The following is a 17,327-nucleotide window of genomic DNA, read 5'->3' on the forward strand; positions in this document are numbered from 1 at the left end:
TCATGGCAGCACAGTTCGTCCGCTACACGCCTGACGTCGAAGACGACGACCCGAACTTCGACCGCAACGTGCAGACGGTGATCGAAAAAACCAAGAGCTACATCGCCGAGTCGGTCGAGGCCGGCGGCACCGGACGAGCCCTGCGCGACGCCCACGCCAAGGGCTACGGGCTGGTCCGAGGGGAAGTGGAGATCCTCGACGGGCTGCCCCCCGAGTACGCCCAAGGCATCTACGCGACCCCCGGAACCCACGACGCGCTCATCCGCTTCTCCAACGGCTCGCCCCACGCCGGAGCCGACGCGCGACTGGGCGCCGCCACCGGACTGGCGCTGAAGATGTTCGACATCCCCGGCCCCACCCTGCTGGAAGACGAACCGGACACAGGCACATTCGACTACGCCAACATCAACGGACCGATCTTCTTCTGCAACACAGTCGAGCACTACCTGTTCATCCAGGAACTGTTCCTCAACGCGCCGGCCTACTTCTCCAAAGGCCGACCCGGCGCACATCGCTTCTTCACCGAGTTCGTGACCGGAAAGGGAACGCTGGACCAGGACAACTGGGCGTGGGACGAGTTCCTGGCCTTCCTGCGCCTGTCCAAGACCCCTCCGGCAAACCTGCTGCTGTCGAGCTACTGGACCATGGGCGCGGTCCGACACGGGGACTACATCGCCAAGGTGCGCATCACCCCCGACCCGTCCTCCGCCGCCGCGGTGGTCCGGCGCACCATCGACCCGACCTCGGGGGTGGAGGTCTTCCGACCGGCCCTGCAAGCCGAGTTGCAGGAGCGGCCCTACGCCTTCGACATCCAGGTCCAGCTCTGCACCGACCTGGAACGCATGCCGGTGGAGGACACCACCGTGGAGTGGCCCGAGAAACTCTCGCCATCCTTCACCGTGGCCAAGCTGCGGCTTCCGCAGCAGGACATCTCGGGGCCGGAGAATCTGGAGAAGATGGACGCACTGTCCTTCACGCCCTGGCGGGTCACCGCCGAGCACGCGCCCCTGGGCAACATCATGCGGGCCCGCAAGGAGGTCTACCGGCGATCCTCAATCGAACGCCACAAGCTCAACCAACAGCCGCGCACAGAGCCCCGAAGCGCCGACGAAGTACTCGGCCCGGCCCAATGAGGCCTGGCGTAGCTGGCTGATCCCTAGGATCGGGCCGCGTGTTGTGCGGGCGCTCGGCTCTCTTCCGGACTGGTGGTCGTGTGCAATGGCCTCTGTGTGCCGTCGTTGCCAGCCGGGTTGCCGTCACGGCGATCTAGGAGATCAGCCGAGACAGGGCCGCTCACGGTGCTCCAGGAGCTGCACCGCCTGGGCTTCCATGACTTCGCGTACGGCGAATGGGAGCGGGGCACCTGGAACTTCCAGCCGTGGCGCGAGGGACCGGATCTCTACCAGCTGTGGGCGCCCTGCCGTGAGCCGGACTCGCGCCGACGACAGACATGCCGGACGCGTCCCGGATCGTGCGGGGAACCACGGGGAACAGCGGGCAACGGGCCGGCGGCCAACCAGCCGGGGACACCGTTCCGCCCCAGGTCGGCAAGGCAGCGAAGACCGAAGCACACGAGCTTCCCGAGCCGGCCCGCTCAGGGGCCCGACGAAGACATGTGCCTCACGACCAGGCTCGGCGAACTGCTCCAGGTGGCGCGTGATCTCGAACTGCACTCCAGGGGCTGGGCCCACGGCGATGTGCAGCCCGCGCACTTCATCATCGGGCCGGAACGCACGCACCTCATCGACCTGGCCTTGGCGCGCGGCGGGCACGTGCCCGAGGGGAACGACTTCCCATTCCGCGGCTGCCTCGTCCACTACGAGGCACCGGAGACAGAACAGAGGCGGTTGCCGTCAAACACTGCCGTCAAGGCATAAAACAAAGGCTCTGTGGATCACTCCACAGAGCCTTTGACATGCTGTGCACTCGGCAGGATTCGAACCTGCAACCTTCTGATCCGTAGTCAGATGCTCTATCCGTTAAGCTACGAGTGCGTAACTCTCCCGGGTGATTCGACCCGGTCGGCGTTGCCGGAACAGCATCGCACGACCTGCGCCGTTATGTGAAATCCAGGCCCTGATCCCGTCGAGGTGATCAGCCCTCCTGATCCTCGTCGAGGTCGTAGCGGAAGTCCGAGAGGCGCTGCTCCTCCTGGGCGCACATGTGCGTAGCGCACAGCACGCTCCTGATCGTCCACAGTGCGGGCCGCTGTCGCGGCCATGCCGTAGAGGCTCATGCCAGGGAGATCCAGCGAGTCCAGCAGGTCGCGACCCGAGTCGAATGCTTCTCCGGCCAGCTCGGTGACGGTGCCCGTCAGCTGCTCCACAGGGGCGGCCGGACTGACGTCGACCAGGTTGCACCACACGGGCAGACCGATCAGCAGCTCGAGCGCCTCGTCGACGGACTCGGCGATCAGCCCCGTCTGCCCCTCCGAGTCCGCGTACAGCACCGGGCCGCTGCCGCACACGAAGAACGTCCCGCCCGTGTCGTCGCCGGCGATCGGCTCCAGCCCTGCCTCGGACGCCAGCAGCACCGCTTCCCCGTGCTCCGCCCTGCGCAGGTCGAAGTCGAAGGGAAACGCAGCCAGCGCGGCCAGCTCCGGCCGGCCGCGAAGGGTCTCCAAGGCGGGATGCTTCATGCCCGGCAACGTAACAGCCGGGTCCGACGCTGCGGAGTTGACCCGAGGGCCGGGGCCGCGTAGGGTCCTTCGAGTTGTCACGGAGCCGGAACGGTTCTGCGGCAGCCGTCCGCCGCAGATATGCGGCAACCAACCTCTGCACGATCTCCCGGCCGGGATGATTTCGGCTTGCCCGAATTCATTTCGAAACACCCGATTATGGGTTGCCGAGAAAATCAGCTAGAGTTTGGACGTCGGAACGGCCCGAAAGCCGGGAAGACAAACCCCTCTGACTGGGAATCAGACGCCGAAAGGATCTGATAGAGTCGGAACCGCCGGAAAGGGAAACGCGAAAGCGGAGAACTTCACGGCAGCCCGCTCCAGCGGGTGGCGGAAACGGAAATCGGATCTGCTAAGCTGGAAACACCGAAGGGAAGCGCCCGGAGGAAAGCCCCAGAGAATGTCGCTGCGGGTGAGTACGAAGGAAGCGTCCGTTCCTTGAGAACTCAACAGCGTGCCAAAAATCAACGCCAGATTAGTTGATACCCCGTCTCTCTTGAGACGAGGTTCCTTTGAAAAGTCCTACTTGCCCTTGTGGTGGGTAGGCGAAAACACAGCGAGGACGCTGTGAACGGTCGGATCATTCCTCCGACTGTTCCGCTCAACGCGAGTGTCACTCCCGATTACGGGAAAACATTCACGGAGAGTTTGATCCTGGCTCAGGACGAACGCTGGCGGCGTGCTTAACACATGCAAGTCGAACGATGAAGCCCTTCGGGGTGGATTAGTGGCGAACGGGTGAGTAACACGTGGGCAATCTGCCCTTCACTCTGGGACAAGCCCTGGAAACGGGGTCTAATACCGGATATCACTCTCTCTCGCATGGGAGAGGGTTGAAAGCTCCGGCGGTGAAGGATGAGCCCGCGGCCTATCAGCTTGTTGGTGGGGTAATGGCCTACCAAGGCGACGACGGGTAGCCGGCCTGAGAGGGCGACCGGCCACACTGGGACTGAGACACGGCCCAGACTCCTACGGGAGGCAGCAGTGGGGAATATTGCACAATGGGCGAAAGCCTGATGCAGCGACGCCGCGTGAGGGATGACGGCCTTCGGGTTGTAAACCTCTTTCAGCAGGGAAGAAGCGAAAGTGACGGTACCTGCAGAAGAAGCGCCGGCTAACTACGTGCCAGCAGCCGCGGTAATACGTAGGGCGCAAGCGTTGTCCGGAATTATTGGGCGTAAAGAGCTCGTAGGCGGCCTGTCACGTCGGATGTGAAAGCCCGGGGCTTAACCCCGGGTCTGCATTCGATACGGGCAGGCTAGAGTGTGGTAGGGGAGATCGGAATTCCTGGTGTAGCGGTGAAATGCGCAGATATCAGGAGGAACACCGGTGGCGAAGGCGGATCTCTGGGCCATTACTGACGCTGAGGAGCGAAAGCGTGGGGAGCGAACAGGATTAGATACCCTGGTAGTCCACGCCGTAAACGTTGGGAACTAGGTGTTGGCGACATTCCACGTCGTCGGTGCCGCAGCTAACGCATTAAGTTCCCCGCCTGGGGAGTACGGCCGCAAGGCTAAAACTCAAAGGAATTGACGGGGGCCCGCACAAGCAGCGGAGCATGTGGCTTAATTCGACGCAACGCGAAGAACCTTACCAAGGCTTGACATATACCGGAAACGGCCAGAGATGGTCGCCCCCTTGTGGTCGGTATACAGGTGGTGCATGGCTGTCGTCAGCTCGTGTCGTGAGATGTTGGGTTAAGTCCCGCAACGAGCGCAACCCTTGTTCTGTGTTGCCAGCATGCCCTTCGGGGTGATGGGGACTCACAGGAGACTGCCGGGGTCAACTCGGAGGAAGGTGGGGACGACGTCAAGTCATCATGCCCCTTATGTCTTGGGCTGCACACGTGCTACAATGGCCGGTACAATGAGCTGCGATGCCGCGAGGCGGAGCGAATCTCAAAAAGCCGGTCTCAGTTCGGATTGGGGTCTGCAACTCGACCCCATGAAGTCGGAGTTGCTAGTAATCGCAGATCAGCATTGCTGCGGTGAATACGTTCCCGGGCCTTGTACACACCGCCCGTCACGTCACGAAAGTCGGTAACACCCGAAGCCGGTGGCCCAACCCCTTGTGGGAGGGAGCTGTCGAAGGTGGGACCAGCGATTGGGACGAAGTCGTAACAAGGTAGCCGTACCGGAAGGTGCGGCTGGATCACCTCCTTTCTAAGGAGCACATAGCCGACTGCGAGCAAATGTCTCGCACGGTTGCTCATGGGTGGAACGTTGATTATTCGGCACGATCGGGATGAGGACTGCTAGTACTGCTTCGGCGTGGAACGCAGCATCTGAGACCGGACGTGTCGGGCACGCTGTTGGGTCCTGAGGGAGCGAGCCATGCTCGTCCTTCAGACGCCGGCCCCAGTGAACTCGTCAGTCAGCTGGCGGGGTGATGGGTGGCTGGTCGTTGCTTGAGAACTACACAGTGGACGCGAGCATCTGTGGCCAAGTTTTTAAGGGCGCACGGTGGATGCCTTGGCACCAGGAACCGATGAAGGACGTGGGAGGCCACGATAGGCCCCGGGGAGCTGTCAACCGAGCTTTGATCCGGGGGTGTCCGAATGGGGAAACCCGGCAGTCGTCATGGGCTGTCACCCGCTGCTGAACACATAGGCAGTGTGGAGGGAACGCGGGGAAGTGAAACATCTCAGTACCCGCAGGAAGAGAAAACAACCGTGATTCCGGGAGTAGTGGCGAGCGAAACCGGATGAGGCCAAACCGTATGCGTGTGAGACCCGGCAGGGGTTGCGCATGCGGGGTTGTGGGAGTTCTCTTGACCGGTCTGCCGGCCGGTCGGCGAGTCAGAAACCGTATGGATAGGCGAAGGACATGCGAAAGGTCCGGCGTAGAGGGTAAGACCCCCGTAGCTGAAATCTGTACGGCTCGCTTGAGAACCACCCAAGTAGCACGGGGCCCGAGAAATCCCGTGTGAATCTGGCGGGACCACCCGTTAAGCCTAAATATTCCCTGGTGACCGATAGCGGATAGTACCGTGAGGGAATGGTGAAAAGTACCGCGGGAGCGGAGTGAAATAGTACCTGAAACCGTGTGCCTACAAGCCGTGGGAGCGTCGGACGTACTTGTACGTCTCGTGACTGCGTGCCTTTTGAAGAATGAGCCTGCGAGTTAGCGGTGTGTAGCGAGGTTAACCCGTGTGGGGAAGCCGTAGCGAAAGCGAGTCCGAACAGGGCGATCGAGTTGCACGCTCTAGACCCGAAGCGGAGTGATCTAGCCATGGGCAGGTTGAAGCGGAGGTAAGACTTCGTGGAGGACCGAACCCACCAGGGTTGAAAACCTGGGGGATGACCTGTGGTTAGGGGTGAAAGGCCAATCAAACTCCGTGATAGCTGGTTCTCCCCGAAATGCATTTAGGTGCAGCGTCGTGTGTTTCTTGCCGGAGGTAGAGCACTGGATAGGCGATGGGCCCTACCGGGTTACTGACCTTAGCCAAACTCCGAATGCCGGTAAGTGAGAGCACGGCAGTGAGACTGTGGGGGATAAGCTCCATGGTCGAGAGGGAAACAGCCCAGAGCATCGACTAAGGCCCCTAAGCGTACGCTAAGTGGGAAAGGATGTGGAGTCGCAGAGACAACCAGGAGGTTGGCTTAGAAGCAGCCACCCTTGAAAGAGTGCGTAATAGCTCACTGGTCAAGTGATTCCGCGCCGACAATGTAGCGGGGCTCAAGCGTACCGCCGAAGTCGTGTCATTGCAGCATAAAGCCCCAACGGGTGCTGTGATGGGTAGGGGAGCGTCGTGTGCCGGGTGAAGCAGCCGCGGAAGCGAGTTGTGGACGGTTCACGAGTGAGAATGCAGGCATGAGTAGCGATACACACGTGAGAAACGTGTGCGCCGATTGACTAAGGGTTCCTGGGTCAAGCTGATCTGCCCAGGGTAAGTCGGGACCTAAGGCGAGGCCGACAGGCGTAGTCGATGGACAACCGGTTGATATTCCGGTACCCGCTTTGAAGCGCCAGCGCTGAACCCAGCGATGCTAAGCCCGTGAAGCCGCCCTGATCTCTTCGGAGTTGAGGGGAGTGGTGGAGCCGGTGACCCAGACTGGTAGTAGGTGAGCGATGGGGTGACGCAGGAAGGTAGTCCAGCCCGGGCGGTGGTTGTCCCGGGGTAAGGGTGTAGGCCGTGTGGTAGGCAAATCCGTCACACATACAAGGCTGAGACCTGATGCCGAGCCGATTGTGGTGAAGTGGATGATCCTATGCTGTCGAGAAAAGCCTCTAGCGAGTTTCATGGCGGCCCGTACCCTAAACCGACTCAGGTGGTCAGGTAGAGAATACCGAGGCGTTCGGGTGAACTATGGTTAAGGAACTCGGCAAAATGCCCCCGTAACTTCGGGAGAAGGGGGGCCACGCCTGGTGAAGGAACTTGCTTCCTGAGCTGGGGGTGGCCGCAGAGACCAGCGAGAAGCGACTGTTTACTAAAAACACAGGTCCGTGCGAAGCCGTAAGGCGATGTATACGGACTGACGCCTGCCCGGTGCTGGAACGTTAAGGGGACCGGTTAGCTCACCTTCGGGTGGGCGAAGCTGAGAACTTAAGCGCCAGTAAACGGCGGTGGTAACTATAACCATCCTAAGGTAGCGAAATTCCTTGTCGGGTAAGTTCCGACCTGCACGAATGGCGTAACGACTTCTCGACTGTCTCAACCATAGGCCCGGTGAAATTGCACTACGAGTAAAGATGCTCGTTTCGCGCAGCAGGACGGAAAGACCCCGGGACCTTTACTACAGTTTGATATTGATGTTCGGTTCGGCTTGTGTAGGATAGGTGGGAGACTTTGAAGCAGCCACGCCAGTGGTTGTGGAGTCGCCGTTGAAATACCACTCTGGTCGTGCTGGATGTCTAACCTCGGTCCGTGATCCGGATCAGGGACAGTGTCTGATGGGTAGTTTAACTGGGGCGGTTGCCTCCTAAAGAGTAACGGAGGCGCCCAAAGGTTCCCTCAGCCTGGTTGGCAATCAGGTGTTGAGTGTAAGTGCACAAGGGAGCTTGACTGTGAGACCGACGGGTCGAGCAGGGACGAAAGTCGGGACTAGTGATCCGGCGGTGGCTTGTGGAAGCGCCGTCGCTCAACGGATAAAAGGTACCCCGGGGATAACAGGCTGATCTTCCCCAAGAGTCCATATCGACGGGATGGTTTGGCACCTCGATGTCGGCTCGTCGCATCCTGGGGCTGGAGTCGGTCCCAAGGGTTGGGCTGTTCGCCCATTAAAGCGGTACGCGAGCTGGGTTTAGAACGTCGTGAGACAGTTCGGTCCCTATCCGCTGTGCGCGTAGGAATATTGAGAAGGGCTGTCCCTAGTACGAGAGGACCGGGACGGACGAACCTCTGGTGTGCCAGTTGTCCTGCCAAGGGCATGGCTGGTTGGCTACGTTCGGGAGGGATAACCGCTGAAAGCATCTAAGCGGGAAGCCTGCTTCAAGATGAGTATTCCCACCTCCTTGAGAGGGTAAGGCTCCCAGTAGACGACTGGGTTGATAGGCCAGATGTGGAAGCCCGGCAACGGGTGGAGCTGACTGGTACTAATAGGCCGAGGGCTTGTCCTCAGTTGCTCGCGTCCACTGTGTTTGTTCTGAAGTAACGAACTCGCCTTGCCGGCTGGAGTTCAACTTCATAGTGTTTCGGTGGTCATAGCGTTAGGGAAACGCCCGGTTACATTCCGAACCCGGAAGCTAAGCCTTTCAGCGCCGATGGTACTGCAGGGGGGACCCTGTGGGAGAGTAGGACGCCGCCGAACAATTATTCCAGGGAAGCCCCGGACCGTATGGTCCGGGGCTTTTCTGCGTTCAGGGCCGGGTGCGTTGTCAGTGCCCGCCGGCACGATGGCCTCATAGAGATCTGCAGGGCTGGTCGGGTGACGTTCCCGAGAGGCATGAGTCGTTCCTCGACTTCATGCACGACATGTATCGCGAGTTCCACTAGTGCTGTGGCCGGAAAGGTTTGCCGGGAAGCTCGCGGCTCCCCCAGCTACCTCCCCCAGCTACCGCTGGGGGTGCCCCCAGGGTGCCCCCAGGGCGCCCCCAGGGTGCCCCCAGAGGTGTCCCCAGGTGCGGTGCATCGCAAGACGGAGGATCGCAGCTCGTACTTGGCCGTACTCGCGCGATGCGACAACGATGGGGGCACCTCCCGTGCCCGAAGGGCTACGGGGGAGAAGTGCCGTGCCGGGGGTCGCGAGCCGGTGAACCTTTCCGGTCCTAGCTGAACGCCGACGAGCCAGGGTTCGTCAACGACACGACCCATGAACTCGACGCCATCGCTGAAGCGTTCGGGGTCTCCCTGCCTCGGTTCGCGTTGATCGAAGGGCGACTGCACGCCGTCGTGACGCAGCCCTGGGTCAGGCCCCCGGGCGCGGGAGAGGCCCGCCCGGTCTTCAGGCGGCGTAACAGCCGCGGATGACAGCACCGATGCCGGCGCTCACTCGGGCTGGAGGAAGGCACCAGCGTTGCCGCGAGCAAGAATGCGTCGCATGAACATGGAGCAGCTCCTCGCCCGCGCCGGACGTCTCGCCGTCCCGGGCCGGCGCAGGATCCTCGGCATCGCCGGGGCCCCGGGGGCCGGCAAGTCCACAATTGCCGAACGGCTCGTCAGCGCCCTCGACGGACAGGCCGTGCTCGTGCCGATGGACGGTTTCCATCTGGCGGGTGCCGAACTGCGCCGCCTCGGCCGTGCGCACCGCAAGGGTGCCCCCGACACGTTCGACGCGGCCGGTTACGCGGCGCTGCTGGCCCGGCTCCGCGCACATGAGCAAGACACCGTGGTGTACGCGCCGGCGTTCGACCGTTCCCTGGAGGAACCGGTCGCCGGGAGCGTGCCGGTGCCCTCCGGCGTGCCGCTGGTCGTCACCGAGGGCAACTACCTGCTGCACGACGAAGGGCCGTGGGCGCCGGTCCGCGCCCTGCTCGACGAGGTGTGGTTCCTGGAGATCGACGCCGACGTCCGGGTGCGCAGGCTTGTCGACCGGCATGTGCGGTACGGCAAGGACCGCCCGTACGCGGAGGCCTGGGTCCGTGATTCCGACGAGGCCAACGCCCGGCTGGTGGAGCTCGGCCGGGACCGCGCCGACCTCGTCGTGCGGGGATCCTTGCTATAGCCGGGCGGCGTGCGCGACCGCCCGCTGCTGCGGCTGGACGTGGCGCGTGCCGACCTGGCGCGGCCGGCGGGGGAGCCGCCGCAGGAGGTGACGCTCGCGGCGGCGCCGCCGGCCCTGAGTCCGCCCGCCGGCTGGACGCTCCCGGCGCCGGACTGCCCCTCGACCGGCTCCGGGCGGTCGGCGGCATGGGCGGGACCGGCGGATTCCGCCCGTCGGTGCGCTACGACGGCACGGACGTCCGCGCCCTGCTGCTCCTGGTGGCGGCCGGCCGTGGGCCGGCGCTGCTGCCGCATGTCACGGCCGCCGGCGTGCCCGGGACCGTCGCCGTGCCGCTGACCCGCACCCCGGCTCGTACACCGCACCGAGCTGCTGACGATCGGCGTCTCCGCGGAGCCGCCGAGACGTTCTCCGGCCGACTGCTGCCGGGATGATCGCCGAGTCGGTAGGCTCGTAGGTCCAGGAAAGCGCGAATGGAAGGCGGCTGAAGTGGGGATATTCCGGCGCCGCCCGAAGCGTGACGACAGCGGTGCGCCGCGGGACCCGGAGTTCGCGTACTTCTCCACCGGCGAGGCCGCGCGGTTCCGGGCGCAGGTCCGCGAGTCCTTCGCCGAGCACGGCCTCGAGGTGACCGTCTACGCGGACCATGTCACCGACAGTTCCGGTCGGCAGTTCGGCCTCGGCAACCTGGCCGCGCTCTGCCACAACGAGCCCCGGGGACCGCGTGCGTGGCCCGGCCTCGTCCACCACCACGTCGGTCTGGTGCTGCGCACCATGGACAGCCCGTCCGCGCTGGACACGCTCCCGCCCGAGCAGATCAGGGCGCAGCTCTACCCGCGGGTGATCAGCGACAACAGCATCGACCCGGCCAACTTCGACTATGCCCGCGATGTCGGGCCCGGCCTGTACGAGATCCTTGCGCTCGATCTTCCGGAGAGCGTCATGATGCTCACCGACGAGGCCCTGGAGCCGCTGGGTGAGGTCGGTGAACTGCGCGCGCAGGCCCTGCGCAACCTGGCGCAGCTGCCGGTCGAGGGCCACGAGACCGTCAGGGGCGACGACGGCATGACCTTCGAGGTCGTCGTCGGCGACTCTTTCTACACCGCCAGCCGGGTGCTCGCCCTGGAGTCCTTGGTCAGGCATGTCACAGGGCAGGAACTCACCGCGGACGGCGCCCTGGTGGCCCTGCCCTTCCGGCACCAGCTGGCCTTCCACGCCATCCGGGACGCCGGGGTGCTGCCCGCGCTGGGTGCCATGGCGGCCTTCGCCGCCTCCGGCTACGAGGAGGCGCCGGGGGCCATCAGCCCGTATGTGTACTGGTGGCGGGCGGGCACGCTCACCCAGCTCAGCGAGCTCACCGAGAAGGGCTTGCGGATCGTCGTCGGCGACGACTTCCAGGAGCTGCTGGAACGCCTGGTGGGTGGTTGATCACCCGCTCGCGCCTAACCCGGTACCAGGGGCAGGATGCTCGGGGGGACGCCCGGACACCCCGGGCACCACGGACCCGGCCGACACAGGAGGCATCATGTCCACCACGCCCGAACCGTTCACCACGGATGACTACCGGGAGCGGATGGCCCGCGCCGCGCGGTCCGCGGCCGAGGCCGGCTTCGCCGGTGTGCTGGTCGCCCCGGGGCCCGACATGGCCTACCTCACCGGTTACCGGCCGCCCGCCGACACCGAACGGCTGACCCTGCTGGTGATCGCGGCGGGCCAGGACCCGGTGCTGGTGGTGCCGACGCTGGAGGCCCCGGACGCCGAGAAGGCGGCGGGCGCGGCCGCGCTCACCCTGCGGGACTGGACCGACGGCAAGGACCCCTACGCGGTGACCGCGCCGCTGCTCGACGCGGCAGGCCGGTTCGCGGTGAGCGACAACGCCTGGGCGATGCATCTGCTGGGCCTGCAGCAGCGGTTGCCGGGCACCTCGTACGTATCGCTGACCCAGGGCCTGCCCATGCTGCGGGCGGTGAAGGACCAGGCGGAGCTGGCGCGTCTGGAGGCGGCGGGCGCGGCCGCCGACGCCACCTACGAGGAGATCCTCAAGGTCCGGTTCGCCGGCCGGAAGGAGACCGACGTGGCCGCCGATCTGGCCGGCCTGCTCAAGCAGTTCGGGCACTCCCAGGTGGACTTCACCGTCGTCGGCTCGGGCCCCAACGGTGCCAATCCGCACCATGAGGCGGGGGACCGTGTGATCGGGCGCGGTGACATGGTCGTCCTCGACTTCGGCGGCCTCAAGGACGGCTACGGCTCCGACACGACCCGTACGGTCCATGTCGGCGAGCCGACCGAGGAGGAGCAGCACATCCACAACGTGGTACGCGCCGCGCAGCAGGCCGGATTCGACGCCGTGCGGCCCGGTGCCGCCTGCCAGGACGTGGACCGCGCGGCCCGCGAGGTCATCGCCTCCGCCGGCTACGGCGAACACTTCATCCACCGCACCGGCCATGGCATCGGGGTCACCACCCACGAGCCGCCCTACATGATCGAGGGCGAGGAGCAGCCGCTGGTGCCCGGCATGTGCTTCTCCATCGAGCCCGGCATCTATCTGCCGGGCCGGTTCGGGGTGCGGATCGAGGACATCGTCACGGTCACCGAGAACGGCGGCCGCCGCTTCAACAACACGCCGCGCGAGATGGCCGTCGTCGAGTAGGTCCGGTCCGGCCGGTCAGGGCCTGGCTCAGCTGCCGAGCACCGCGCAGGACTCGGGCGGCAGGCGCAGCACACCGCCCGGGCCCGGCTCGTCGACCGGACCCCAGGCGGCCAGTACCCGCCCGCCGTTGCCGAGCCGGACCTCCGCCGGTTCCTTGCCGAGGTTGACCACGACCCGGGTGTCCCCGCGCCGGAAGGCCAGCCAGGACGCTTCCCGGTCGTAGGCCACCTTCAGCGCCGCCAGGTCCGGGTCGGTGAGGTCCGGCCGGTCCCGGCGCAGTGCGATCAGCCGGCGGTGCCAGGCCAGCAGCCGGGCGTGCGGTTCCCGCTCCGGCTCGGACCAGTCCAGGCAGGAACGCCGGCGTGTCGCGGGGTCCTGCGGGTCCGGCAGGTCCTCCTCGGTCCAGCCGTGCGCGATGAACTCCCTGCGCCGTCCGGCACGCACGGCCTCGGCGAGCCCCGGGTCCGTGTGGTCGGTGAAGTACTGCCAGGGGGTAAGCGCACCCCACTCCTCGCCCATGAACAGCATCGGGGTGAAGGGCCCGGTGAGCACCAGTGCGGCGGCGCAGGCGAGCAGCCCGGGGGAGAGGGAGGCGGCGAGCCGGTCGCCGAGTGCCCGGTTGCCGACCTGGTCATGGGTCTGTGCGTAGCCGAGGAAGCGGTGCGCGGGGGCCGTCGTACGGTCCACGGGACGTCCGTGCGTACGGCCCCGGAAGCTGGAGTACGTGCCGTCGTGGAAGAAGACGCGGGTGAGCGTCTTGGCGAGTGCCGCGAACGGATCGCGGGCGAAGTCGGCGTAGTAGCCCTGAGATTCCCCGGTCAGCGCGGTGTGCAGGGCATGGTGGAAGTCGTCGTTCCACTGGGCGTGCAGCCCGAGGCCGCCCTGGTCCCGTGCGACGGTGGTGCGCGGGTCGCAGCGGTCCGACTCGGCGATCAGGAAGAGCGGCCGGCCCAGTGTGTGCGCCAGCTCGTCGACGGCGGCGGACAGCTCCTCCAGGAAGGTGAGTGCCCGGGTGTCGGCGAGGGCGTGGACGGCGTCGAGCCGCAGTCCGTCGAGCCGGTAGTCGCGCAGCCAGGCAAGCGCGCCCGCCAGCAGATACGCCCGTACCTCGTCGGATCCCGGGGCGTCCAGGTTGACCGCGGCACCCCACGGGGTGTGGTGGGTGTCCGTGAAGTAGGGTCCGTAATCGGGCAGGTGGTTGCCGGACGGCCCGAGATGGTTGTGCACGACGTCGAGGACCACACCGAGGCCGTGTGCGTGCGCCGTGTCGACAAAGCGCTTCAGCCCCTCGGGCCCGCCGTAGGGCTCGTGCACGGCCCACGGGGCGACCCCGTCGTACCCCCAGCCGTGGGTTCCCGGGAACGGGCAGACCGGCATCAGCTCCACATGGGTGACTCCCAGCTCGGCGAGGTGCCCGAGCCGGGCCGCGGCGGCGTCGAAGGTGCCCTCGGGCGTGAACGTTCCGATGTGCAGTTCGTAGAGCACCGCGCCCGGCAGCCCGCGCCCGGTCCAGGGGTGCTGCCAAGCGAACGCCTCCTGGTCGACGACGGCACTGAGGCCGTCGGGCCCGTCCGGCTGGCGGCGCGAGCGAGGGTCGGGCAGTACGGGCCCGTCGTCCAGGACGAAGCCGTAGCGCGCCCCGTCCCCGGCCGGAGCCAGGGCGGTCCACCATCCGGGCCGTACCGGATCGTGCTCCATGGTGTACTCCGCACCTTCCAGTTGGAGCACGACCCGGTCTGTCTGCGGTGCCCACACCTCGAACAGCAATGAAGTTCCCCTCGTCGCAAGCGGCCGGCGCCGCCATCAATGGTGCGTCACAAGGCCGTGATCCGCTGCCGAACCGCCGGATGTCCCGTCCTTTTGCTCTTCTGGACACGTTCGGCACCGTGGACCGACAATCACTGCTGTGACGTCCTCCTTTCACTTCCACACGTATCCCGCCCGGCTCTCCGACGCCGAGCGTGACCGGGTGCTCGGGGTGCTCAGGGAGGGCGCGGCCCAGGGAAAGCTCTCGCACGACACGTTCATGCGCCGGATGGAACTGGCGCTGAACGCCCGTAGATCCGACGAACTCGCCGTGCTCACGGCGGACCTGGAGAGCGAAGGCGGTCTGTCGCGTGCGCTGTTCGGCGCGGTGGGCCGGGTGTCCGCCTTCACGGTGCGGCTGCGCCGGGCCTGGCAGACGGAGCGGCTGCCCAAGCTGCTGTTCCCTCTCCCCGGCCCGTATCCGCTGCGCATAGGCCGGGATCCGGCCAACGGGCTGCGGCTCAGTCATGAGACGGTCTCCCGCGTGCACGCCGAGCTGAGCCACCGGAGCGGGACCTGGATCCTGCGGGACCTCGGCTCCACCAACGGCACCTGCGTCAACGGCCGGCGGGTCACCGGAGCGGTCATGGTGCAGGACGGGGACCAGGTCAGCTTCGGCCAGATGAGTTTCCGCCTCGCCGCGCGCTGACAACGGACCACTCCCGGGCCCGTTGTCGGTGACCGGCCCGGCTCGCGTGCCCCGGACTACGCCCGTACGACCCGGCTGAGCAGGGCCACCGGCCGGTCCGCGAACAGCTCGGCCGCGGCCACCGGACCGGGGCCGAACTCCCTGCCCGGCGCCAGCACATCGGCCCACCGGCCCTCGGGCAGCACCAGCTCAGTGGTCCGCCAGCCGCCCGCCTCCTCGAGCCGCAGCGAGAGCCGGGTGACCGCCGTGACGACCGTGCCCGAACGGCAGAAGGCCAGCAGATGCCGGGCCGCCGGGCCCTGGGCGGCAAGGGGAGCGTAGGTACCGGAGGCGCCGAAGACCTCCGGGAGTTCGCGGCGCAGCCGCAGCGCGGCCACGGTGAGGGCCGTCTTCTCGGCGGGCCGTTCCAGCTCGCGCGGATCGAAGCGTGCCGGGCGCCGGTTGTCCGGGTCCACCAGGGCGATGAACTCCCGCTCGGTTCCCTGGTAGAGGTCGGGCACGCCCGGCATGGTCAGCAGCACGATCGTCGCGCCGAGCACATTGGTACGTACGTACGGGTCGAGCTCCCGGTTGAACTCCGCCACGACGCGGCTCGGCGGCCCCTCGGGCCCGGCCGCCGCGAACGAGGCGACGGCCCGCTCGTACACCGGGTCCTGCTCGGTCCAGCTGGTGCGCAGACCGGCCTCACGCTCGGACTTGAGCAGCACGGCGGCCAGCCGCCCGTCGCGCGGGACGTCGAAGCCGATCGCGGTCTGCCAGGCGAGCCAGGCCAGCCGCGGATCGGGCGCGGGCACGGCGGACAGCCGCTCCAGCAGCCCGGCCCACCGCCCGGGGCACTCCGACAGCACGGCGATACGCGCCCGCACGTCCGCGCTGCGCTTGGTGTCGTGCGTGGTCGTCGCACAACCGGTGGCCGGCCAGTCGCGGGCGATCCGGGCGCAGAAGGTGTGGAACTCCTCGGGGCTCACCGCCGGGCTGCCGGGATCGCCGCCCACCTCATTGGCGGAAACCAGCGGAACGTACCGGTAGAAGGCGGTGTCCTCCACCGCTTTCGCGCGCAGCGCCGAGGACGTCTGCGCGAAACGGATCCGGAAGGCGGTGTGGTCGGGGCCGTACCCGGTCCTGCCGAGTGCGATGTCCCGTACGACATCCATGGCGTCCGCCTCCTCCGGCACGGTGAACGCGGCCTTCGCCTCCAGAACCGCCTCCGCGGGCAGCGCCGCCTCGGGGCCGGGCCCGTCCGGGGAGGCCGTGTACGGACGGTAGACGGGGACGCGTACCAGCAGTTCCCGTACGGCCGCGCGCAGCGCCCACGGGGCATGGTCGCGCAGCGCCGGGTCCGCGGCGCAGATCCGGCGCGCGGTGCGGACGAGGAAGGATGTCTCGGCGGCCAGCTCATGGTCCAGCACCCGGTACGCGGCGTGTCGCGCCGTCGCCGTCCAGGAGCCGCCGCGGCCGTCGTCCAGGCCGGTGAAATCCCGGTAGTGGGCAAGGAGTTGCGCGGCGCCGTCCGAATCGGTGAACACGCCGTCGATGTGACGCAGCGCGTCGTAGCCGGTGGTGCCGGCAGCCGTCCAGCCGGGGTGCAGCCGCTCGGGGCCGGTGAGGATCTTCTCGACGACCGTCCAGCGGCCGCCCGTCGCCTCGCTCAGCTGCCGCAGATACGCCTCCGGGTCCGCCAGCCCGTCCGGATGGTCGACGCGCAGCCCCTCCACGACGCCGTCCCGCATCAGTTCCAGCACCTTGCCGTGGGTCGCCGCGAACACCTCGGGGTCCTCCACGCGGAGCCCGATCAGGTCCGAGATGGTGAAGAAACGCCGGTAGTTGAGCTCCGTACGGGCCAGCCGCCACCACGCCAGGCGGTACCACTGGGCCTCCAGCAGCCGGGGCAGCGACAGCCCGGCCGTGCCCTCCCGCAGCGGGAACTCGTGCTCCCCGTACCGCAGGACCTGCCCGTCCACGGTGAGGGTTCCCAGCTCGTCGCCGATCCGCCGGGCGAGGACCGGCAGCAGAACCTTGCCTCCGCCCGCGTCCCAGTCGATGTCGAACCATCGTGCGTACGGCGACCGCGGGCCCTCGCGCAGCACCTCCCACAGCGCGCGGTTGTGCCGGGGCACGGCCGCCATGTGGTTCGGCACGACGTCCAGGACCAGGCCGAGCCCGTGCGACCGGGCCGTGCGGGCCAGCCGCCGCAGTCCCTCCTCGCCGCCCAGCTCGCGCCGCACCGCACTGTGATCGGTGACGTCGTACCCGTGGGTGGACCCCGGTACGGCCTCCAGCACCGGTGACAGATGCAGGTGCGAGACCCCGAGTGCGGCCAGATACGGCACCGCCTCCTCGGCGGCCGGGAAGGGGAAGTCCGGCTGGAGCTGGATCCGGTAGGTGGCGGTGGGTGTCATACGAACGTACGTACCCGCCCGGACGGCTTCTGTTTCATCGGCTTTCG

General features: G+C 66.5%; 9 protein-coding genes, 1 tRNA gene, 3 rRNA genes and 1 pseudogene. 10 read left to right on the forward strand and 4 right to left on the reverse strand.

Annotation, left to right across the window (positions count from 1 at the left end):
* Positions 1-2 precede the first annotated feature (2 nt).
* Positions 3-1,133 carry a catalase family protein gene (locus ABD858_RS25565; protein ID WP_345041718.1) on the forward strand — a complete coding sequence of 377 codons (1,131 nt, stop codon included), beginning with the start codon at positions 3-5 and terminating at the stop codon, positions 1,131-1,133.
* Positions 1,134-1,250: 117 nt separating this feature from the next.
* Positions 1,251-1,865, forward strand: a pseudogene (locus ABD858_RS36875) (hypothetical protein); the annotation flags it as partial.
* Positions 1,866-1,921: 56 nt separating this feature from the next.
* Here ABD858_RS36875 and ABD858_RS25580 read toward each other — a convergent pair.
* Positions 1,922-1,994, reverse strand: a tRNA-Arg gene (locus ABD858_RS25580).
* Positions 1,985-2,638, reverse strand: coding sequence for a hypothetical protein (locus ABD858_RS25585; RefSeq protein WP_345041719.1), 654 nt, complete (start codon positions 2,636-2,638; stop codon positions 1,985-1,987). The genes ABD858_RS25580 and ABD858_RS25585 overlap by 10 nt, the downstream gene beginning before the upstream one ends.
* Positions 2,639-3,313: 675 nt before the next feature.
* Here ABD858_RS25585 and ABD858_RS25590 point away from each other — a divergent pair.
* The 7 genes from ABD858_RS25590 (at position 3,314) to ABD858_RS25620 (ending at position 12,426) form a co-directional block, all read left to right on the forward strand.
* A 16S ribosomal RNA gene (locus tag ABD858_RS25590) occupies positions 3,314-4,839 on the forward strand.
* Positions 4,840-5,116: 277 nt separating this feature from the next.
* Positions 5,117-8,235: ribosomal RNA gene (locus ABD858_RS25595) — 23S ribosomal RNA — on the forward strand.
* A gap of 74 nt (positions 8,236-8,309) precedes the next feature.
* Positions 8,310-8,426 (forward strand): 5S ribosomal RNA (gene rrf, locus ABD858_RS25600).
* The 16S, 23S and 5S rRNA genes sit together here, the layout of an rRNA operon.
* A 729-nt stretch (positions 8,427-9,155) precedes the next feature.
* Positions 9,156-9,779 carry a nucleoside/nucleotide kinase family protein gene (locus ABD858_RS25605; protein ID WP_345041721.1) on the forward strand — a complete coding sequence of 208 codons (624 nt, stop codon included), beginning with the start codon at positions 9,156-9,158 and terminating at the stop codon, positions 9,777-9,779.
* A 185-nt stretch (positions 9,780-9,964) separates the two neighbouring features.
* Positions 9,965-10,210, forward strand: coding sequence for a type 2 periplasmic-binding domain-containing protein (locus ABD858_RS25610; protein WP_425586251.1), 246 nt, complete (start codon positions 9,965-9,967; stop codon positions 10,208-10,210).
* A 55-nt stretch (positions 10,211-10,265) separates the two neighbouring features.
* Positions 10,266-11,204, forward strand: a complete 939-nt coding sequence (locus ABD858_RS25615; protein WP_345044847.1) for a DUF1444 domain-containing protein — start codon at positions 10,266-10,268, stop codon at positions 11,202-11,204.
* 97 nt (positions 11,205-11,301) lie between these two features.
* The gene (locus tag ABD858_RS25620; RefSeq protein WP_345041723.1) at positions 11,302-12,426 is read left to right on the forward strand and encodes a M24 family metallopeptidase; all 1,125 of its coding nucleotides are present in this window, start codon (positions 11,302-11,304) and stop codon (positions 12,424-12,426) included.
* A gap of 27 nt (positions 12,427-12,453) precedes the next feature.
* On the opposite strand, the gene treZ is transcribed toward ABD858_RS25620, so the two are convergent.
* Complete coding sequence (treZ, locus tag ABD858_RS25625; RefSeq protein WP_345041725.1) at positions 12,454-14,193, reverse strand: malto-oligosyltrehalose trehalohydrolase; 1,740 nt, start codon at positions 14,191-14,193, stop codon at positions 12,454-12,456.
* Positions 14,194-14,332: 139 nt separating this feature from the next.
* On the opposite strand from treZ, the gene ABD858_RS25630 reads away from it, so the two are divergent.
* Positions 14,333-14,881, forward strand: coding sequence for an FHA domain-containing protein (locus ABD858_RS25630; RefSeq protein WP_345041726.1), 549 nt, complete (start codon positions 14,333-14,335; stop codon positions 14,879-14,881).
* 56 nt (positions 14,882-14,937) lie between these two features.
* Here ABD858_RS25630 and treY read toward each other — a convergent pair whose 3' ends face one another.
* A complete protein-coding gene (treY, locus tag ABD858_RS25635) occupies positions 14,938-17,280 on the reverse strand; it encodes a malto-oligosyltrehalose synthase (RefSeq protein ID WP_345041728.1) in 2,343 nt (780 codons plus the stop codon).
* Between the last annotated feature and the right edge of the window lie 47 nt (positions 17,281-17,327).

It is taken from the genome of Streptomyces sannanensis (genome assembly GCF_039536205.1).
GTDB classification, from domain to species: domain Bacteria; phylum Actinomycetota; class Actinomycetes; order Streptomycetales; family Streptomycetaceae; genus Streptomyces; species Streptomyces sannanensis.